Source organism: Aquabacterium sp., assembly GCF_044226965.1.
In the GTDB taxonomy this organism is placed as follows: Bacteria; Pseudomonadota; Gammaproteobacteria; order Burkholderiales; family Burkholderiaceae_C; genus Pseudaquabacterium.
Window position 1 is genome coordinate 1 of record NZ_JBGAGA010000022.1, and the last position, 18,496, is coordinate 18,496.

Sequence of the window (18,496 nt, forward strand, 5' to 3'; positions counted from 1 at the left end):
GGGCCGATCCTGCAGCTCGATTGCAGCGAGCAGGGTGTGGCCGCCGGCTGGCGCCACTTCTACCTCGGTGGCAAGGAAGGCGTGGCGGACCGGATGGCGCAGAAGCTGCAGCAGCGCTTCCCGGGCCTGCAGTGCGTGGGTACCTTCTGCCCGCCGTTCCGGCCGATGACGGCCGAGGAAGACGAGGCGCTGGTGAAGATGATCAACGACGCGAAGCCCGACTTCGTCTGGGTCGGGCTCGGGCTGTTGAAGCAGGAGCAATGGATCGCCGAGCACCTGGGCCGCATCGACGCGCCGTGGATGGTGGGTGTCGGCGCGGCCTTCGACTACCACTCGGGCGCCGTGCCGTGGGCCCCGGCGCCGCTGCGTGCGCTGGGGCTGGAGTGGCTGTTCCGGCTGATCATCCAGCCGCGGCTGCGCGCCAAGCGCTACTGGTGGTCGCTGGTGTTCGTGCTGCAGGCCGCCGCCAAGGGCCTGCTGGGCCTGAAATTTCTGCGCCGCGGGGCGACGGCGAATAACGCATGAAGACAACGGGAGTGCAAGCGTGGTGTTGAGAGTCGGCATGATCGGGCTGGGCAAGATGGGCCTGTCGCACCTGGCCATCGTGCGGGCCCACCCGCGGGTGCAGCTGGTCGCGGCCTGCGACACCAGCGCCTACCTGACCGACGTGCTGGCCCGGCACACGGGCCTGAAGTGCCATGCCGACCTGGACCGCCTGCTGGGCGAGGAGCCGCTCGATGCGGTGCTGGTCTCCACGCCGTCGAAGCTGCATGCGGCGATGGTCGAGAAATGCCTGGCCAAGGGGCTGCACGTGTTCTGCGAGAAGCCCTTCGTGCTGGACGTGGCCGACGGCGAGCGCCTGGTGGCGCTGGCCGACCGGCAGGGCCTGGTCACGCAGGTGGGCTACCACTACCGCTTCGTCGGTGCCTTCCAGGAGGCCGCGCGCGTGGTGGCCAGCGGTGCGCTGGGGCAGGTGCACCATGTGCGCGCCGAGGCCTACGGCCCGGTGGTGCTGCGGCCCAAGGGCGGCACCTGGCGCTCGGCCAGGAACGAGGGCGGCGGTGCGTTGTACGACTACGCCTGCCATGCCATCGACCTGGTGAACTTCATTGCCGGCGCGCCGGCCTCGGTGGCCGGCGTGGTGCTGAACAAGGTGTTCTCGCGCGACGTCGAGGACGAGGTCTATTGCTCGATGTACTACCCCAACGGCGCCACCGGCCAGCTGTCGGTGAACTGGAGCGACGAGAGCTTTCGCAAGATGTCCACCAAGGTGACGGTCTGGGGCAGCAACGGCCGTGTCACGGCCGATCGGCAGGAGTGCCAGGTCTTCCTGCGCGAGCCCAGCGCCGCGCTGCCGGGCTTTGCCAAAGGCTGGAGCGTGCGCTACACCACCGACCTGACGCAGACGGTGTGGTTCTACCTGCGCGGCGAGGAGTATTCGGCGCAGATCGACTACTTCGTCGAGAGCATCGAGCAGCGGCGGCTGGACGGCACCAACAGCTTCCGCTCTGCGCTGCAGGCCGACCGCGTGGTGTCGATGATCCTGGCGCAGCACGGTTCGGCCGAGCCGCTGGCCGCGGTGCCGCGCCCACCGGCGGCCGAAGCCGCGCGCGGCCTGTGGTCGCGCCTGTTCGGCTGAATCTCTCCAGGACTCCTAACGCGTATGGACAGCGTCCCCATGGACCGAGTGCTCTTCGGTGACAACCAGTTCTTCGGCGTCAACCACATGTCCGAGGAGAAAGCCCGTGCGCAGCAGATGCGCTTCCAGGACCTCGGCGCCATCATCGAGGTGCTCGACGCGGCCTACCAGGAAGGCATCCGCACCTTCATGTGCACCACGCACGACCGCGTGGCCGAGATCTGCGATCACTTCCGCGCGAATGCAGCCAGGTACCCCGACTACCGCTTCTACCCCTGCATGCCCTACGCGCACAAGTACGCCAACGCCGTCACCGAGCACGGCATGGTCGATGCGCTGCGCAGGTTCCTGCCCGACGACGGAGCGGTGGGCGCGATGTTCAAGGGCGGCGTCGCGCTGGCCAACAAGGACATCGAGACCATCCTGCAGTTGCTGATCGATGCCGAGATGAAGATGTTCCACGGCCTGGCGACGCCGGTGGTCTTCATCCAGAACGTCATCACCGACCTGCTGCTGGGCATCGGCATGAAGCAGGCCCTGCGCTACTTCGCCGACCATGTGCGCCGGCGCTACAACGCCGAGCCGGGCTTCATCACGATGAACCTGCCGCTGCTGCTGGATGTGCTGGACGAGCTGGGCATCGAGAACCCGATCGTCTGTGCCAACATCAACAGAATAGGTTTTCGCATGTGCGGCGGCATCGCGCAGTACGAGCAGGCCATCGCGCAGCGCCGATTCCGGCCGGTGGCGATGTCGGTGCTGGCCTCGGGCGCCATCTCGCCGCGCGAGGCGATTGCCTATGTCTGCGGCCAGCCGCGCATCGAATCCATCGTGTTCGGCGCGTCCAGCCGCGCGAACATCCGGCAGACCAAGGCGCTGATCGACGAGCTGACGGTGACGGGCTGACGGTGAAGGCCTGATTCAGTTCAGCATCAGCACCGCCGGCAGCGCGCCGAACACATCCAGCCACTGGCCGTAGCCAGTGGCCACGGTGTTGCCGGTGCTGCCGGGCTTGCGGGCCGCGGTCGCGGCCGGGTCGCGCAGCACGATCGCGCGGATCGGCACGTTGGCGAAGCTGTCCGCCACCGCCAGCAGGCCGAGCTCGTGGTAGTTGTCGAAGGCCCTGGCCTGGCCCATGTAGTTCGAGTCGATGCGGCCCAGGTGCGTGGCCGCGCGCGGCTGCTGGCTGCTGCGCCAGCCCTCGTAGTAGTAGCGGTTGAGCTGGCCGCCGACCAGGGCGAGCTCGGTGCCGATGACCGTGGCGATGCTCTTCTTCGTGCCGTCGGTCGATGCGCTGCCGAACAGCCCGTCGGCGGTGCTGAAGCGCGCGAGCGAGCCGTCTCCGCCCAGGTCAAGCCAATGCGCCAGCAGCGCGGCGGCCTGCAGGTTGTACTCGGCGTAGATCAGGCCCTGGCGCGGCACGCAGTATTCGCCGTTGCGGTAGTACTCGCCCTCGCTGCCGTCGGGCCAGACGCTGTAGGTGAGCCACTCCATCACGTAGCGCTTGGCGCGGTTGACCAGCACCTCGTCGCCCAGCACCAGGCCCGCGGCGCCGAAGGCGGCCATGGCCGCGGACTTGCGGTTGTTGAACCACAACGAAAGCCTGGACAGGCGCGGTCCCTTGTTGCCGGACCCGTCGACCCAGGCGTAGACGGGGTAGGCGGCGGTGTCGTCGCCGCTGCTGGCGGCCTTGCAGTCGCCATTGGTGTCGTACTGCTTGGTGGCCCAGGTGTCGGCCGCGCTGGCGGGCCTGGCGTCGCGCGCGCGCACGCTGTAGTCGCCTTCCAGCCGGTTCGGGAACACCATGCGCAGGTTCCAGTCCAGGTGCGTGGCGAAGAAGTAGGCCTGGCGCCGGATGTAGTTCTCGATCGTCACGCGGTCGCTGCTGGCGAGGCTGCCGCGCGCGTAGTCGTAGGTGACGATGTAGCGCAGCATCCAGGCGGCCTGCTCGAAGTAGGCGTCGTAGGGAGCGCTGCCATCGGCCTGGCGGAAGCACAGCCCGGTGAAGTCGTTGACCGGGTCGGCGGCGGTCGCCAGCAGGTAACGCCTGAGGGGCGCGGCATAGTCCGGCTGGCCGGTGCTGCGCTGGTAGAAGGCGGCGTCGCGGGCCTTCATGCCATGCGTGCCGCGCGTGCTGCTGGTGGCGGCCGCCTCGCCGGTGGCGAGGAAGGCGCGCGCGTTGCTGCTGATGCGTGCGGCGTCGCCCGGATTGGCCGTGCTCATCGGCGACAGCGTGGCCGCACCCAGTGCACTGGCGGCGATGCGGCTGCTCCAGCGCGTTTGCTCGACGGTGCTGAAGGTGGCGCCGCCGCTGGCGGGCAGCGCGGCGGCGCGGGAGGACACGAGCGACGCGCCCGGCACGAAGCCCTCGCGGCAGCCGGCTGGCGCCCCGATCATGCCGCTGGTGGCGGCGGTCGGCGTGCTCAGGCTGTTCAGGCGCAGCAGCGTGATGGGCGCCATCGGCGTGTTGCCGACGGGCGATGTGAGCGGCGTGACGTCGGTGGCGCCGTCATGGCCGGACTCGGTGACGGGCGCCGAGGCCGGCACCTTCGGGACCTTGGCCTTTGGCGCGTCGGCAGCCACGACCGTGGCGGGGGCGGCGAACGACGGCGCCAGCGGCGCTTCGGGGGCTGCGGTGTCGACAGGCGCGGCCTGGGCCATCACCGTGGGTGGAGGGGTGTCGTCGACCTCGGGTTCGCCACCGCCGCAAGCGGTGAGCCAAGCGCAGGCGGCCAGGGCAACGAGGGACACGGTGGATCGGACGGCAGGGCGCGCGCGCATGGTAGCTCGGAGAAACACTCTCCAAGGGTTTTCGGCCGCGCGGCGACCCGGCTTGACCGTAAACAGCCGTGCCCGACACGGCTTGTTCGGTGGTTAGTCGCTCGGGCGTGCGGCGTGTCACGCGGCCGGTCGCTGCCGCCACGGCTCAGGACCCCAGCGCGCAGCCGCGGTTGTCGACGATGGCGCCGGCCGGTGTGGCCGGGCAGCTGTCCTGGACGTCGGCTATGCCGTCGCCGTCGCTGTCGATCAGCTGGCGGTCGGGCGCGAAGATGATGCGCGCCTGCAGCGGGTCCAGCCGGGTCGGCCAGCTGACCGAAGTGCCGTCGGCGAAGGACACGAAGTTGGCGCAGGTGGTGGGGTCGCTGACCGGGCAGGCCGGGTAGGTCGTCGCGCGGCCGCTGTTGTAGATCATCGTGTAGGGCACGTCGCCGGCGGCCGCGGTCATCGGTGCAATCTGCACGTTGGCGATGGTGATCCACTGGCCGGGCTGGATGTACTGGAAGTCGATGCGCGCGCCGAGCGACGCGGCGTTGATCGGCGCATCGGCAAAGACCTGGAACACGAACGCATGGCGCTTCCACGCGGTGCTGCCCGGCGCCTGGTAGGTCGGGCTGATCGTCGCGTAGGTCGAGGCATTGCGGATCACGGCGCTGATGGTCTGCGTCGAGGCGTTGCTGACCGCTGCGTCGAAGCTGACGCGGTACCAGGTGCCCTTGACGGTGGCGAACTTCGGGCTGGACAGCAGGCCCTGGCTCAGCGTGGAAGCCGTGGCGCGTGCGCAGCTGGCGATGCCGGGCGGGCAGGGGCCCAGCGACAGCGTCGGCGCATAGGGGCTGCCGCCGCGGCCCCAGCCGTCGAGGGTGGCGCCCGGGCCGCCGTTGCCCATCATGTTCGCGCCCATGGTGCCGATCGCACGGCCGGCCAGCGGCGCTGCGACCCGGCCGTTGGCTTCGAGCCCGCGTGCGCCGTTGGGGCCGGTGGCGGCCTGCCAGTCGGGGAAGCTGTAGGTCCTGGCGCCGCTGGGGATGCCTTCGGATGCGACCGCTGAAGCGAGCAGGGTCGAGTACTGGTTGAAGTCGTAGCTGGCCATGCCGGCCGGCGAGGACAGCAGCGTGGTCTGGTTGACGCTCACATTGCCGCCTATCGGGAAGAACTGGTTGGCGCTGATGCTGTTGCCGAAGACGTCGCCCTGGGTGGCATTGATGCTGTTCGAGCGTTGCTGGACCCAGATCTGGTGCTGGCGGTTGCCGTAGAAGACATTGCCGCTGACGACGTTGTCGTAGGCGTCGAGCAGGTGCACACCCCAGTCCGCGAAGGCCATGGTGTTGCCGCTGATGGTGCTGGCCGAGCTGTGCACGTCCATGTAGACGCCCACGGCATGCGGTATGTAGGCGCTGGGAGCGCCCAGGGTCGAGCTGCGGCCGTCGACCAGCAGGTTGTTGCGGATCGTCAAGCGAGCCACCTGGAACGGATGGATTGCGCCGCAATCGTTGAACACCAGGCAGAAGGACTCCACCGCGTTGTTCGTGATGGTGCTGTCGCTGCCGGTGACGATGCCGTCGTACGAGACCTTGCGCAGGCGGTTGTCGTTGACCAGTGCGTTGGCGCCGACGTTGATCGCGCCCCAGGAGCTGGCCGGCAGGCTGGCCACCTTGCCGTTGCCGTCCAGCCGCAGGCCCGAGCTGTCGATGGTGTTGCCGATCACCTGCATGCCGGTCGCGCCGAAAGCCTGGATCGCATCGCCCAGCGTGTCGCTGAAGCTGCTGTTGCTGACACCGGGGCTGGTGGCGGCCCCGGCGTTGATGCCGTAGCTGCCGGACTGGCTGATCTGCAGGTTCTGCAGCATCACGCCGGTGGAGCCGCTCAGGTCGACACCGGCCTGCACGCGGCGCAGGGCCAGGTTCTGCAGCGTGATGTAGCGCTTGCCCTTGAGGTCCGCCCCCAGGGCGAGGCTGCTGTACGACACCGAGTCGCCGGGCGCGCCGCCGGCGGCGGGCTGCAGGTACAGCAGCTTGCTGCTGCTGTCGTAGAACCATTCGCCGGGGCTGTCCAGCATCCACAGCGCACCGGTGAAGTAGTAGCCCCAGCCGGCCAGGCCGAGGGGGTACATGGACTCCGGCGTGAAGTACAGCTTGCCGCCGGCGTACGCGCTGACCGTGTATTCGTTGATCGACCAGTCGCTGCTGCGCAGCACGACCTTCAGGCCCGGGGTGATGGTGGCGCCCGCGGGCAGCTTCAGGTCGCTGCCGGTCACCAGGTATTGGCTGACACTGCGCCCCTCGGCATTGGTGTACACCGCCGAGGCCTGCGGGGTGACGAGGAACAGCGAGTCCGGCGCGGCGCTGTTGAAGCCCCGGTTCGGATGGTGCGCGACGGTGGCGCCGACGTTGTTCTCGAAGACCTGCGTCACCGGCGCTGCATCGGCCATGCCGGTGGTGGCCACCGCATCGCGCAGCTGCACCGGCTGGAGGGCACCGACCACGCCAATGTCGAAGCGGGCATCGGACACGGTCGCGGTGGGCGTGAAGCTCAGCGTCAGCGTCTGCCAGCCGCCGGTGCCCAGGCCGTAGGCGGTGCCCATGCCGCCCAGCACGTAGGGCGAGCTCATGCGCCGCAGGTCCACGGTGTACTTGACGCCGGCAGGCGCCAGCAGCCGCAGCGTCAGCGTGTAGCGCACGCCACTGGTCACCGCAAAGGGCGGCGTGATCAGCGTGCTGGTGCCGCTGGTATTGCCGCTGGTGTAGCGCAGGCAGGCGAAGCCTGCGCCGGCGCAGGTGGCGTCGTAGCTCAGCTGCGAATCGCCGCCGGGCGACCACTGGCGCCAGTTCGTCGCCCCCTGGCTCAAGGTCCCGTTCGGGATGATGTTGCCGCCCAGCTGCACCTTGTAGATGCTGCCACCGTGCAGCTGCCAGGCCGCAGCGGGAATCGCGACGCGGCCATCGATGGCCGGTGGCGTGCTGCAGCTGGTCGGCTGGCTGCCAACGACGATGCGGGCGCTGGCCGTGCCCGAGCCATTGAAGCGCAGCGTCTCGTTCCAGCTCTGGCCGCAGGCCAGCAGCACGCTGTCGCCGGGCAGCAAGGTCGCGCTGGCGACCCGGGCCAGCGTGCGCCACGGGCCGTTGCCGTTGGCCGCGGTGGCGGCCGTGCCGGCCCAGCCGTCATTGCCGGCCGCGGCGTCGACGTAGTAGGTGGCCGCGCTGGCGCCGACGGCCGGGAGCAGGGCCCCCAGGGCCGCCAGCCAACGAAGAACGGATCGAGACGAAAACATGCGGGGCCCTTGTCCAAACAGGTGACATGTCTTCGCCCCGGCCCGTGCAGCAGGCCGACAGCGAAAGAACACGGGGGTTGCCAGGATCGCGCGGCGATGCCGCGCTATCGCGCGCCGCCGGGATGGCACGGTCGGCGGCAACCGGCCTTGCCGGTGCAGCGGACGCTCAGTTCCAGCGATTCACGGAATGCAATGTAAGTGATCGCACTCGTCCTAGGGCAAAGATTTACAGGTTCGAGTGGATCACCGGCTCGCGCCCGTGAAGTGGTGCGCGCACGTTTGCTTACGCCGGTGCTCAGGCCGCGGTGGCGCCGATCGTGCCCAGGTAGTCGCGATAGGCCGTCTGCAGTCCCTCGGCCAGTGGCGTACGGGCGTGCCAGCCGCTGCGCGCCAGCCGGCTCACGTCCATCAGCTTGCGCGGCGTGCCATCGGGCTTGCTGGCGTCGAACACCAGCGCGCCGGTGTAGCCGACCGTGCGGGCGATCAGCTCGGCCAGCTCGCGGATCGTCACATCGTGGCCGACACCGATGTTCACCAGCGGCGGCTCGAAGCGGCCGCTGACGCTTTCATCGCTGCCCAGCAGCGCGCCGTAGGCCGCGTCGTCCAGCTGCATCAGCCAGACGCAGGCATCGGCCATGTCGTCGCTGTACAGGAACTCGCGTCGCGGCGTGCCGGTGCCCCATACCGTCACCGAAGGCTGGCCGCTCACCTTGGCTTCGTGCAGGCGGCGCAGCAGTGCGGGAATGACGTGGCTGTTCTCGGGGTGGTAGTTGTCGCCGGGGCCGTACAGGTTGGTCGGCATCGCGGCCAGGTAGCGCGTGCCGTACTGGCGGTTGTAGCTCCAGCACATCTCGATGCCGGCGATCTTGGCCAGCGCGTAAGGCCGGTTGGTCGGCTCGAGCGGACCGCTGAGCAGGGCATCCTCGCGCATCGGCTGCGGCGCGAACTTCGGGTAGATGCAACTCGAGCCCAGGAACAGCAGCCGCTGCACGCCGGCCAGGTGGGCGGCATGGATCACGTTGGTCTGGATCGCCAGGTTGTCACGGATGAACTCGGCCGGATAGCGGTTGTTCGCGACGATGCCACCGACCTTGGCCGCGGCCAGGAAGACGAAGTCCGGTCGTTCGGCATCGAAGAAGGCACGGGTGGCGCGCTCGTCGGTCAGGTCGAGCTCGGCATGGGTGCGCAGCAGCAGGCGGCGGTAGCCTGCCGATGCGAGCCGGCGCACGATGGCCGAGCCGACCAGGCCGCGGTGGCCGGCGACGTAGATCTTCGCTTCGCGGTGCATCGAGGCGATCGCGGCGCCGGCGTCAGAACGCCCGCTCGCGCAGCACCTGCATCAGGTACTGCCCATAGCCGTTCTTGAGCATCGGCTGCGCCTGCGCTTCCAGTTCGGCAGCGCTGATCCAGCCGGCGCGGAAGGCGATCTCCTCGGGGCAGGCCACCTTCAGGCCCTGGCGCTTTTCGAGCGTGGCGATGAACTGGCCGGCTTCCATCAGGCTGTCGTGGGTGCCGGTGTCGAGCCAGGCATAGCCACGGCCCATGATTTCGACATCGAGCTGGCCTTGCTGCAGGTATTGGGCGTTCACGGTGGTGATCTCGAGTTCTCCGCGCGCCGAAGGCTTGATCGACGCGGCGATGTCGCAGACCTGTGCATCGTAGAAGTACAGGCCGGTCACCGCATAGTTGCTCTTCGGTGTCTTCGGTTTCTCTTCGATGCTCAGGGCGCGGCGCTGGGCATCGAACTCGACGACGCCATAGCGCTCCGGGTCGGTGACGTGATAGGCGAACACGGTGGCGCCTTCGGGCCGCGCGGTGGCGTTGTGCAGCAGGGTCTGGAAGTCGTGGCCGTAGAAGATGTTGTCACCCAGCACCAGCGCACTGGGGTGGCCACCGACGAATTCGCGGCCCAGGATGAAGGCCTGGGCCAGGCCGTCGGGGCTGGGCTGCACGCAGTAGCGCAGGTTCAGGCCGAAGCGGCTGCCGTCACCCAGCAGCGCCTCGAAGCGCGGCGTGTCCTGCGGCGTGCTGATGACCAGGATGTCGCGGATGCCGGCCAGCATCAGCGTCGACAGCGGGTAGTAGACCATCGGCTTGTCGTACACCGGCAGCAACTGCTTGCTGACGGCCAAAGTGGCCGGATGCAACCGCGTGCCGGAACCGCCGGCGAGGATGATGCCCTTGCGTGCCTTCATGCGTGCGCTCCCTGCCGGTTCAGGCGGCCTGCCCGCCGTACTGCTTGCTCACCCAGTCGCGGTAACCACCGCTCTGCACGTCGGCCACCCAGTCGGCATGGTCGAGGTACCACTGCACGGTCTTGCGAATGCCGCTGTCGAAGGTCTCGGCCGGGCGCCAGCCGAGCTCGCGCTCGATCTTGCGGGCGTCGATGGCATAGCGCCGGTCGTGACCGGGCCGGTCGGTGACGTGGGTGATCAGCCGCGCGTAGGGGCCCTGCGGGTCGGGCCGCAGTTCGTCGAGCAGCGTGCAGATGGTGTGCACGATCTCGCGGTTGGGCTTCTCGTTCCAGCCGCCGATGTTGTAGGTCTCGCCGACCCGGCCCCTGGCCAGCACGGTGCGGATGGCGCTGCAGTGGTCGCCGACGTAGAGCCAGTCGCGCACCTGCAGCCCGTCGCCGTAGATCGGCAGCGGCTTGCCGGCCAGCGCGTTGACGATCATCAGCGGGATCAGCTTCTCGGGGAAGTGGTAGGGACCGTAGTTGTTGCTGCAGTTGGTGGTGAGCACCGGCAGGCCGTAGGTGTGGTGCCAGGCGCGCACCAGGTGGTCGCTGGCGGCCTTGCTGGCCGAGTACGGGCTGTTGGGCTCGTAGCCATGGGTCTCGGTGAAGGCCGGCGCCTCGGGACTGAGGCTGCCGTAGACCTCGTCGGTGCTGACGTGGTGGAAGCGGAACGCGGCCCTGTCGTCGCCCTGCAGCCCGCTGTAGTGGGCGCGGGCGGCCTCCAGCAGGCTGAAGGTGCCGAGCACGTTGGTGCGCATGAATTCGCCCGGGCCGTGGATGCTGCGGTCGACGTGGCTCTCGGCGGCGAAATGGACGATGGCGCGCGGCCGGTGCCGGGCCAGCAGGCTGTCGACCAGCGCGCGGTCGCCGATGTCGCCCTGCACGAACACATGGCGTGCATCGCCCTGCAGCGCCGCCAGGTTCTTCAGGTTGCCGGCATAGGTCAGCGCGTCGAGGTTGACGAGGGGCTCGTCACTCTGCGCCAGCCAGTCGAGCACGAAGTTGCTGCCAATGAAGCCGGCGCCGCCGGTGACGAGGAGGGTCATGGAAGAAGGCCTCGAAGGGGAGCCGGGATTCTCGCTCCGGCGGGGCACCTTCCGCTCAGGGCGTGTCGGGCACCCGGCCGTAGGTGTCCTCGAAGCGCACGATGTCGTCTTCGCCGAGGTAGCTGCCGGACTGGACCTCGATGATCTCGAGTGGCACCTTGCCGGGGTTGGCCAGGCGGTGCACTTCGCCGAGCGGGATGTAGGTGCTCTGGTTCTCGGTCAGCAGGACCACCTTGTCGCCGTTGGTGACCTCGGCGGTGCCGGAGACGACGATCCAGTGTTCGGCGCGGTGGTGATGCTTCTGCAGGCTCAATGACGCGCCGGGCTTGACCATGATGCGCTTGACCTGGAAGCGCGGGCCGGAATCGATGGAGTCGTACCAGCCCCAGGGCCGGTGCACCTTGCGATGCAGCGCATGCTCGCCGCGCTGCTCGGCACCGAGCTGGTTGACGATCTGCTTGACCTCCTGGCTGCGCTCGCGGTCGGCCACCAGCACCGCGTCGGGGGTCTCGACGACCACCACGTCCTTCAGGCCTACCGCACTGACGAGGCGGCTGGTGGCATGCACCAGCGTGTTGGTCGAGTCCTTGATGATCGCGTCGCCGACGCTGGCGTTGCCGCGCGGGTCCTTCGCGGCCACCTGCCACACGGCTTCCCACGCGCCGAGGTCGTTCCAGCCCGCCTTCAACTCCACCATGCGGATGTCGATGCTGCTGCCCGGGCATTGCTCCATCACCGCGTAGTCCACCGACTCGCTGGGCACGGCGCCGAACAGCGCCCTGTCGGGCCGCACGAACTTGGCGTCGGTGCTGCCGGCGGCATGCGCGGCCCGGGTCGCCTGCGCGATGTCGGGCCGGAAGCGTTCCAGCGCGGCCAGCCACACCGAGGCCCGCAGTACGAACATGCCGGCGTTCCAGAAGTAGCCGCCGCGAGCCAGGTAGCCTTCGGCGGTGACCAGGTCCGGCTTCTCGACGAACTGCGCCACGCGGGGTGCACCGGCATCGGTGTCCTCGGTGCGGATGTAGCCGTAGCCGGTTTCCGGCCGATCGGGCGTGATGCCGAGGATCGCGATCGCGCCGTCGGCGGCCAGCGCCACGGCCCGCTGCAGCGCGGCGGTGAAGGCGGCTTCGTCGGTGACGGTCTGGTCGGCCGGCGTCACCACCAGCACCGGGTCGGCGCCAGCGGCCTGGGCCTGCAGCGCGGCCAGCGTCAGCGCCGGTGCCGTGTTGCGGCCGATCGGCTCCAGCAGCACCGCGGCCGGCTCGATCTTCAGCTCGCGCAACTGGTCCAGCACCAGGAAGCGGTGCTCTTCATTGCCGACGATCAGCGGCGGGGCCAGGCGCACCGCGGTGCTGCCCAGGCCCTGCAGCCGGGCGACCGCCTGCTGGAACAGGCTGGTGTTGCCCGACAGCACGAGGAACTGCTTGGGATAGCCGGCCCGCGACAGCGGCCACAGCCGCGTGCCGGAGCCACCGGCCATGATCACCGGTTGCACCGCGATCGGGTTGCTCATGATGCGAAGCCCTGGGGGTTGAGCGATTGCCAGCGCCAGCTGTCGATGCACATGCGCGCCAGGTCGTGCTGCGCACGCCAGCCGAGCAGCGCCTGCGCCTGCGTCGGGTCGGCATAGCAGGCGGCGATATCGCCGGGGCGGCGCGCGACCACCTGGTACGGGATCTCGCGGCCGCTGGCGGCAGCGTAGGCCCGCACCAGCTCGAGCACGCTGTAGCCGCGGCCGGTGCCGAGGTTGACGGTGAGCGAGCCCGGCACGTCGAACAGCCGGCGCAGCGCCGCGACATGCCCTTCGGCGAGGTCGCAGACGTGGATGTAGTCGCGCACGCCGGTGCCGTCGGGCGTGTCATAGTCGTTGCCGAAGACCTGCAGCTGCGGTCGGCGGCCCACGGCCACCTGGGCGACGTAGGGCATCAGGTTGTTCGGAATGCCGCGCGGGTCTTCGCCGATGCGCCCGCTCTCGTGCGCGCCCACCGGGTTGAAGTAGCGCAGGCAGGCGCTCTGCCACTGGGGGTCCGCCGCCCCGAGGTCGCGCAGGATGGTCTCGCCGATCAGCTTGGTCTGGCCGTAGGGGTTGGTGGCCGAGAGCGGCGCGTCTTCGGTGATCGGCAGGCGCTGCGGGTCGCCGTACACGGTGGCGCTGGAGCTGAAGACGAAGCGGCGGCAGCCGTTCGCCAGCATGGTCTGCGCCGTGGTGAGCAGGCCGCCGATGTTGTTGGCGTAGTAGGCCAGGGGCTTCTGCGTCGATTCACCGACCGCCTTGAAGGCCGCGAAGTGGACCACCGCGTCGATGCGGTGGCGCGCGAAGATGGCCTGCATCGCGGCGGCATCGCAGACGCTCGCGCGCTCGAACACCGGCACCTTGCCGGCCAGGGACTGCAGCCGGTTCAGCACCTCGGGCGAGCTGTTCGAGAAGTCGTCGACGCCCACCACGTCGAAGCCGGCGGCCTGCAGGGCAAGCCAGGTGTGGGAGGCGATGTAGCCGGTGGCGCCGGTGAGCAGGATGGAGGCGGGGCGGGTGGTCGTCATGCGGCGGCGAGCTTACTGCAGCATGAACTGCCCGGTGCAGCCGTAGACCGTGACACTGTACGCATCCGACAGCGCGCCGGCCGACGTCCGGCGGTCGCGCGAGACATCGCAGCTCAGCAGCAGGCTGCGCAGCGGTGCCCAGCGGGCGTTCAGGCTCAGCATGCTGCCGGTGTCCCGACCCTCGCGCGGCAGGGCGACGCCACTGCCGAAGGTGAAGGTGTCGGCCAGCGAGCGGCGCGTCCAGGCAGTGCCGAAGCCCAGCTGCACCTTGGCGCTGAGTTCGTAGTCGGCATTGATCCGCAGCTGTGTGATGGTCCTGCTGAAGGCATCGCTGGCCAGGATCTGCGAGGTGCCGTAGTCGAGGAAGGCGGTCTCCTCGCCGGTGTCACGCGAGAGCACGGTGTTGAAGCCGAGCTTGCCGCTGGGCTTCCATTGCCAGCGCAGCAGGCCCGTGGCGCCGGAGAAGTCGCGCCGCACTGCCTGGCTGTGGTCGACACGGCTCAGCGTCAGCCGGGCGTTCAGGGTGCTGGCAGCGCTGGGCACCCAGGCCCCGGTGAGGTCGAGGTCCTGGCGCTGGAACTCGTCGGCCTGGAAGCCGCCCCCACCCAGCGCCCGGTACTGCGCGAACCGGCCATCGGTGTAGCGCGCGAACGCGCCCAGCGTGAGCGCCGCGCTGGGCCTGTAGCGCAGGCCTGCCGAGGCCATGCCCTGCTCGTACGCGCGGGAGCGGAATTCATCGGCGCTGTAGTCCACCTGGCGCCAACCGACATTGGCCTCGGCCGTCCACCGGGTGACCACGCCCAGGCGGATGCGGGCGTCGACCTGCTGGGTGCGCTCGACGTTCTTGCGAAAGACGGTCGGCACGTCGTTGTCCGGATTGAAGCGCGCCAGGCTCTGCGTCGCGGCCGCGCTCAGCGTGCCCGAGAGATGGTCCACCGAGGCCCAGTCCAGCCCGAGGTTCGCGTTGTAGGACTGGTTGTTCAGCCCGTCGTTGTCGCTGAAGCGGCTGGCGCGCAACGCGGCGCTGCCGAACAGGCGTCCGCGGCCCAGCGGCTGATCGAGCCCGGCCAGCAGCGAGCTGGTGGACACCGTGTCGCTGCGTTGCAGGCCGGCCGGCAGCACGGCGCGGTCGCCGAGACGGTACACATTGGCGTCGTGGCTGAAGCCTTGCGAGACGCCGAAGTAGTACGGGCTGGTTTCGGCGGCAGCCAGGCCGGCCACCACGGTCAAGGCCAGGGCAAGGGCAGGGCGGTGGAGCTTCATGGGCGGGGCTTTTCTTGGCGGCCTGGGCCGCGGCTGTGGTCAGTACGCATTGCGATCGAAGAAGGCCACCTTGACGGTGCGCGCGATGATCTGCAGGTCGAATCCCAGCGACCAGTTGCGCAGGTACTCCAGGTCGTATTCGACGCGGGCCTGCATCTTGTCCAGCGTGTCGGTCTCGCCTCGGTAGCCGTTCACCTGGGCCCAGCCGGTGATGCCCGGCTTGACCTTGTGGCGCACCATGTAGGCCTTGATCAACTGGCGATAGAGCTCGTTGTGCGCCACGGCATGCGGCCGGGGTCCGACGATGCTCATGCGCCCCTGCAGCACGTTGACGAACTGCGGCAATTCGTCCAGCGAGGTGCGGCGCAGGAAGGCGCCGAAGCGCGTGATGCGTGCATCGCCCTTGGTGGCCTGGTGGACGACGGCGCCGTCGTCCATCGCCCGCATCGAGCGCAGCTTGTAGACGATGATCTCCTCGCCGTCGAGTCCGTTGCGGCGCTGCCGGAAGATCACCGGCCCGGGCGAGCTCAGCTTGACGCCGATGGCCAGCAACAGCAGCAGTGGCGAGGTCACCAGCAGGATGGCCGAGGCGAGCACGATGTCGCTGGCCCGCTTGACGAGGCGGTTGGTGCCGGTGAACGGCGTCTCGCAGATGCCCACGACCGGTACGCCGTTCATGTCCTGCAGCCGGCCCTGGATGATGCTGATGCCGAACACGTCGGGCACGAAATAGATCGAGGCGGTGGTGCCTTGGATGTCTTCGAGCAGCTCGATGATCCGTGGCTGCGAGCCCAGCGGCAGCGTGATGTAGACATCGCGGATGCCGTGGCTGCGCACGTAGGGCGCGGCATCCTTGAGTCCGCCCAGCCGCAGCGGGCCGGCATCGGTGTGCACGCGGCCGTCGTTGCGATCATCGAAATAACCGACGAAGTCAGCGCCCTGCGCTCGGCCTTCGCGCAGCGCGTGGGCCACCTTCACGCCCAAGACCCCGGCGCCGATCACCACCGCCGGTCGGCGGTTCTGGGGCTGCACCGCCTGCCATTGCAGCAGCTGACGCCCGACCATCATGCCCAGCATCTGCAGCACCGGTGTCAACAGGGCCCAGAACAACAGCACGTCGGTTTCGAAGAAGCTCAGGCTGCGCGTGGCATAGCCGCACAGCGCCAGGATCAGCAGCAGCATCAGCCAGGAGCTGGTGATGTCGACGGCGGCGGTGAGATAGCGGTCGCGGAAGCGGTTGCGCCCCGGGAAGGTGAGCGCGAAGACCAGCAGGCACAGCGTGAGGTCCGGGCGCAACACCGGTTCGTCCGACCACATCAGCGCCAACAGGTACACCGCGACCGTGATCGTCGGTTCCATGAAGGCCGCGATCAGCGAGGTGACCGACTGCGGCGCGCTGTAGAAGTTGCGGGTGTGTCGGTTCTCGAGCATCGGAGCGGTCAGCCGCGGTGGCCGGCGCCGGCCACCGCGCCCTCGTGCGCGCCGCCGGTCGGTGCAAGGCCGGGATTGTGAGTCATTTCGATGGCGCGACGACCGCCGACACCGAGGGTTACAGGGTACGGGCCGACCCGGTGGTCATGACTCGCCTGCCTACAATCGCGCGATGATCGACAAGCTCAATGCGCTGCTGGCGCCAGCGCTGATGGAGCGCCTGACCCTGGTGGTGAACCACGTGCTGGCGAGCGAGCCGCAAGCCTCGGCGCGCCTGCTGCCGCACAGCGGCCGGCTGCTGCTGCTGGACTTGCAGAACTGGCCGCGCCTGCTGCCGCCGGCGCCGCGCATGGCCTTCCGCATCACACCCGCGGGCCTGTTCGAATGGGCGGCCGACGCCGCGCCTGCCGAGGCGCCCGACCTGCTGGTGCGCGTGGACGCGGCCAATCCGGCCGGGTTGGTGCTCGGCATCCTGTCGGGCGCGCAGCCGCCGGTGGCGATCGAGGGCGATGCGCAGCTGGCCGGCGATGTCGACTGGCTGCTGAAGAACCTGCGCTGGGACGTCGAGGCCGATCTCGACCGGCTGTTCGGCCCTGCGGTGGCGCACGAGCTGCATCGCCTGGGCGCCTGGTTCGCGCAGGGCCTGCGCGCGGCGATCGCCGGCGCCACCGCGATCGCCGGCCGCATGCGCTCACGCTGATGCGGCATTTCTTCCGGCTCGTCTACATCGGCTTCACGGTCCTGCGTTTCGGGCTGGACGAGCTGGCGCTGTCGGGCTTCCGGCAGCGCTGGGTGCGCGTGATGGTGCGCGTGGCCACCGTGGGACGTCGACTGCAGGCGCCGCGCGGCGAATGGCTGCGCATGGCGCTCGAGCGGCTGGGGCCGATCTTCGTCAAGTTCGGCCAGGTGCTGAGCACGCGGCGCGACCTGCTGCCGCTGGACGTGGCCGACGAGCTGACGAAGCTGCAGGACCGCGTGCCGCCGTTTCCCAGTGCGCAGGCCATCGCGCTGGTCGAGCGCGCCTTCGGCCGGCCCATCGACGAGGTGTTCCAGAGCTTCGAAGCCGAGCCCGTGGCCAGTGCGTCGATCGCGCAGGTGCACTTCGCGGTGCTCAAGAGCGGCCGCGAGGTCGCGGTGAAGGTCCTGCGCCCGGGCATGCTGGACGTCATCGAGCAGGACCTGGCGCTGCTGCACACGCTGGCGCGCCTGGTCGAGCGGGTGTGGACGGACGCCAAGCGGCTGAAGCCGCGCGAGGTGGTGGCCGAGTTCGATGTCTATCTGCACGATGAGCTGGACCTGGTGCGCGAGGCGGCCAATGCCGCCCAGCTGCGCCGCAACATGCAAGGCCTGGGCCTGGTGCTGGTGCCCGAAATGGTGTGGGACCTGTGCACCAGCGGCGTGATCGTGATGGAGCGCATGTACGGCGTGCCGATCGGCCAGGTGCCGCGCCTGCGCGAGGCCGGCGTCGACATCAAGAAGCTCGCCCGCGACGGTGTCACGATCTTCTTCACCCAGGTGTTCCGCGACGGCTTCTTCCATGCCGACATGCACCCCGGCAACATCCAGGTCAGCCTCGACCCGAAGAGCTTCGGCCGCTACATCGCGCTCGACTTCGGCATCATCGGCACGCTGACCGAGTGGGACAAGGAATACCTGGCACAGAACTTCCTGGCCTTCTTCCGGCGCGACTACAAGCGCGTGGCCGAGCTGCACGTGGAAAGCGGCTGGGTGCCGCCGAACACGCGGGTCGATGCGCTGGAAAGCGCGATCCGTGCCGTGTGCGAGCCGCATTTCGACCGGCCGCTGAAGGACATTTCGCTGGGCCAGGTGCTGATGCGGCTGTTCCAGACCTCGCGCCGCTTCAACGTCGAGATCCAGCCGCAGCTGGTGCTGCTGCAGAAGACGCTGCTCAACATCGAGGGGCTGGGCCGGCAGCTCGATCCCGACCTCGACCTGTGGAGTACCGCAAAGCCGTTTCTCGAGCAGTGGATGAACAAGCAGATCGGTTGGACCGGCCTGGTCGAGCGCTTCCAGAACGAGGCGCCGCGCTACGCCCAGCTGCTGCCCGAACTGCCGCGCCTGGTGCACCAGGCGCTGCTGCGGCGCCGCGAGCCGGATGCCGCCCTGGTGGCGCTGCTGGCGGAGCAGCGGCGCACCAACCGCCTGCTGAGCCTGCTGCTGGTCGGCGCGGCCGGTGTGCTGCTGGGCCTGGCGCTGGCATGGATGCTGCTGCACGGCGGCGTGTGAACCCGTAGTGGCGAGCCCGCTGGCGCCGGAGCGGCGCATAGGGA

At 69.2% G+C, this 18,496-nt stretch carries 14 protein-coding genes; 5 read left to right on the forward strand and 9 right to left on the reverse strand.

The window, feature by feature from the left end; translation table 11 throughout:
• From ACILR4_RS12085 to ACILR4_RS12095, 3 genes are all read left to right on the forward strand, one after another.
• Positions 1-525, forward strand: a 525-nt coding sequence (locus tag ACILR4_RS12085; protein ID WP_395701106.1) for a WecB/TagA/CpsF family glycosyltransferase, incomplete at its 5' end; no start/stop codon positions are given.
• A gap of 19 nt (positions 526-544) precedes the next feature.
• Positions 545-1,639, forward strand: coding sequence for a Gfo/Idh/MocA family protein (locus tag ACILR4_RS12090; protein WP_395701107.1), 1,095 nt, complete (start codon positions 545-547; stop codon positions 1,637-1,639).
• A 39-nt stretch (positions 1,640-1,678) separates the two neighbouring features.
• Entirely contained in the window at positions 1,679-2,545 is an 867-nt protein-coding gene (locus ACILR4_RS12095) for a hypothetical protein (protein ID WP_395701108.1), read from the forward strand.
• A gap of 15 nt (positions 2,546-2,560) precedes the next feature.
• Here the strand turns inward: ACILR4_RS12095 and ACILR4_RS12100 are convergent, their stop codons facing one another.
• The 9 genes from ACILR4_RS12100 to ACILR4_RS12140 form a co-directional block, all read right to left on the reverse strand.
• Positions 2,561-4,390, reverse strand: a complete 1,830-nt coding sequence (locus ACILR4_RS12100) for a hypothetical protein (protein ID WP_395701109.1) — start codon at positions 4,388-4,390, stop codon at positions 2,561-2,563.
• A gap of 175 nt (positions 4,391-4,565) precedes the next feature.
• The gene (locus tag ACILR4_RS12105; RefSeq protein WP_395701110.1) at positions 4,566-7,688 is read right to left on the reverse strand and encodes a right-handed parallel beta-helix repeat-containing protein; all 3,123 of its coding nucleotides are present in this window, start codon (positions 7,686-7,688) and stop codon (positions 4,566-4,568) included.
• Between the two features lie 295 nt (positions 7,689-7,983).
• Positions 7,984-8,976: a GDP-L-fucose synthase family protein gene (locus tag ACILR4_RS12110; protein WP_395701111.1), complete on the reverse strand. Its 993-nt coding sequence runs from the start codon at positions 8,974-8,976 to the stop codon at positions 7,984-7,986.
• 22 nt (positions 8,977-8,998) lie between these two features.
• The gene (gene rfbA, locus ACILR4_RS12115) at positions 8,999-9,883 is read right to left on the reverse strand and encodes a glucose-1-phosphate thymidylyltransferase RfbA (RefSeq protein WP_395701112.1); all 885 of its coding nucleotides are present in this window, start codon (positions 9,881-9,883) and stop codon (positions 8,999-9,001) included.
• Between the two features lie 19 nt (positions 9,884-9,902).
• On the reverse strand, positions 9,903-10,970 hold the full coding sequence (rfbB, locus tag ACILR4_RS12120) for a dTDP-glucose 4,6-dehydratase (protein ID WP_395701113.1): 1,068 nt from the start codon (positions 10,968-10,970) through the stop codon (positions 9,903-9,905).
• A gap of 55 nt (positions 10,971-11,025) precedes the next feature.
• Positions 11,026-12,483, reverse strand: a complete 1,458-nt coding sequence (locus tag ACILR4_RS12125; RefSeq protein WP_395701114.1) for a mannose-1-phosphate guanylyltransferase/mannose-6-phosphate isomerase — start codon at positions 12,481-12,483, stop codon at positions 11,026-11,028.
• Entirely contained in the window at positions 12,480-13,511 is a 1,032-nt protein-coding gene (gene galE, locus ACILR4_RS12130) for a UDP-glucose 4-epimerase GalE (protein WP_395701115.1), read from the reverse strand. Before galE ends, ACILR4_RS12125 begins: the two co-directional genes overlap by 4 nt.
• A gap of 12 nt (positions 13,512-13,523) precedes the next feature.
• Positions 13,524-14,774, reverse strand: coding sequence for a hypothetical protein (locus ACILR4_RS12135; RefSeq protein ID WP_395701116.1), 1,251 nt, complete (start codon positions 14,772-14,774; stop codon positions 13,524-13,526).
• Positions 14,775-14,813: 39 nt separating this feature from the next.
• Positions 14,814-16,205 carry an undecaprenyl-phosphate glucose phosphotransferase gene (locus ACILR4_RS12140; RefSeq protein ID WP_395701117.1) on the reverse strand — a complete coding sequence of 464 codons (1,392 nt, stop codon included), beginning with the start codon at positions 16,203-16,205 and terminating at the stop codon, positions 14,814-14,816.
• A 172-nt stretch (positions 16,206-16,377) separates the two neighbouring features.
• Here ACILR4_RS12140 and ACILR4_RS12145 point away from each other — a divergent pair, with 172 nt between their 5' ends.
• Both ACILR4_RS12145 and ubiB read left to right on the forward strand, forming a co-directional pair.
• The gene (locus ACILR4_RS12145; protein ID WP_395701118.1) at positions 16,378-16,905 is read left to right on the forward strand and encodes a hypothetical protein; all 528 of its coding nucleotides are present in this window, start codon (positions 16,378-16,380) and stop codon (positions 16,903-16,905) included.
• Positions 16,905-18,452, forward strand: coding sequence for a ubiquinone biosynthesis regulatory protein kinase UbiB (gene ubiB / locus ACILR4_RS12150; RefSeq protein ID WP_395701119.1), 1,548 nt, complete (start codon positions 16,905-16,907; stop codon positions 18,450-18,452). The genes ACILR4_RS12145 and ubiB overlap by 1 nt, the downstream gene beginning before the upstream one ends.
• Positions 18,453-18,496 lie beyond the last annotated feature (44 nt).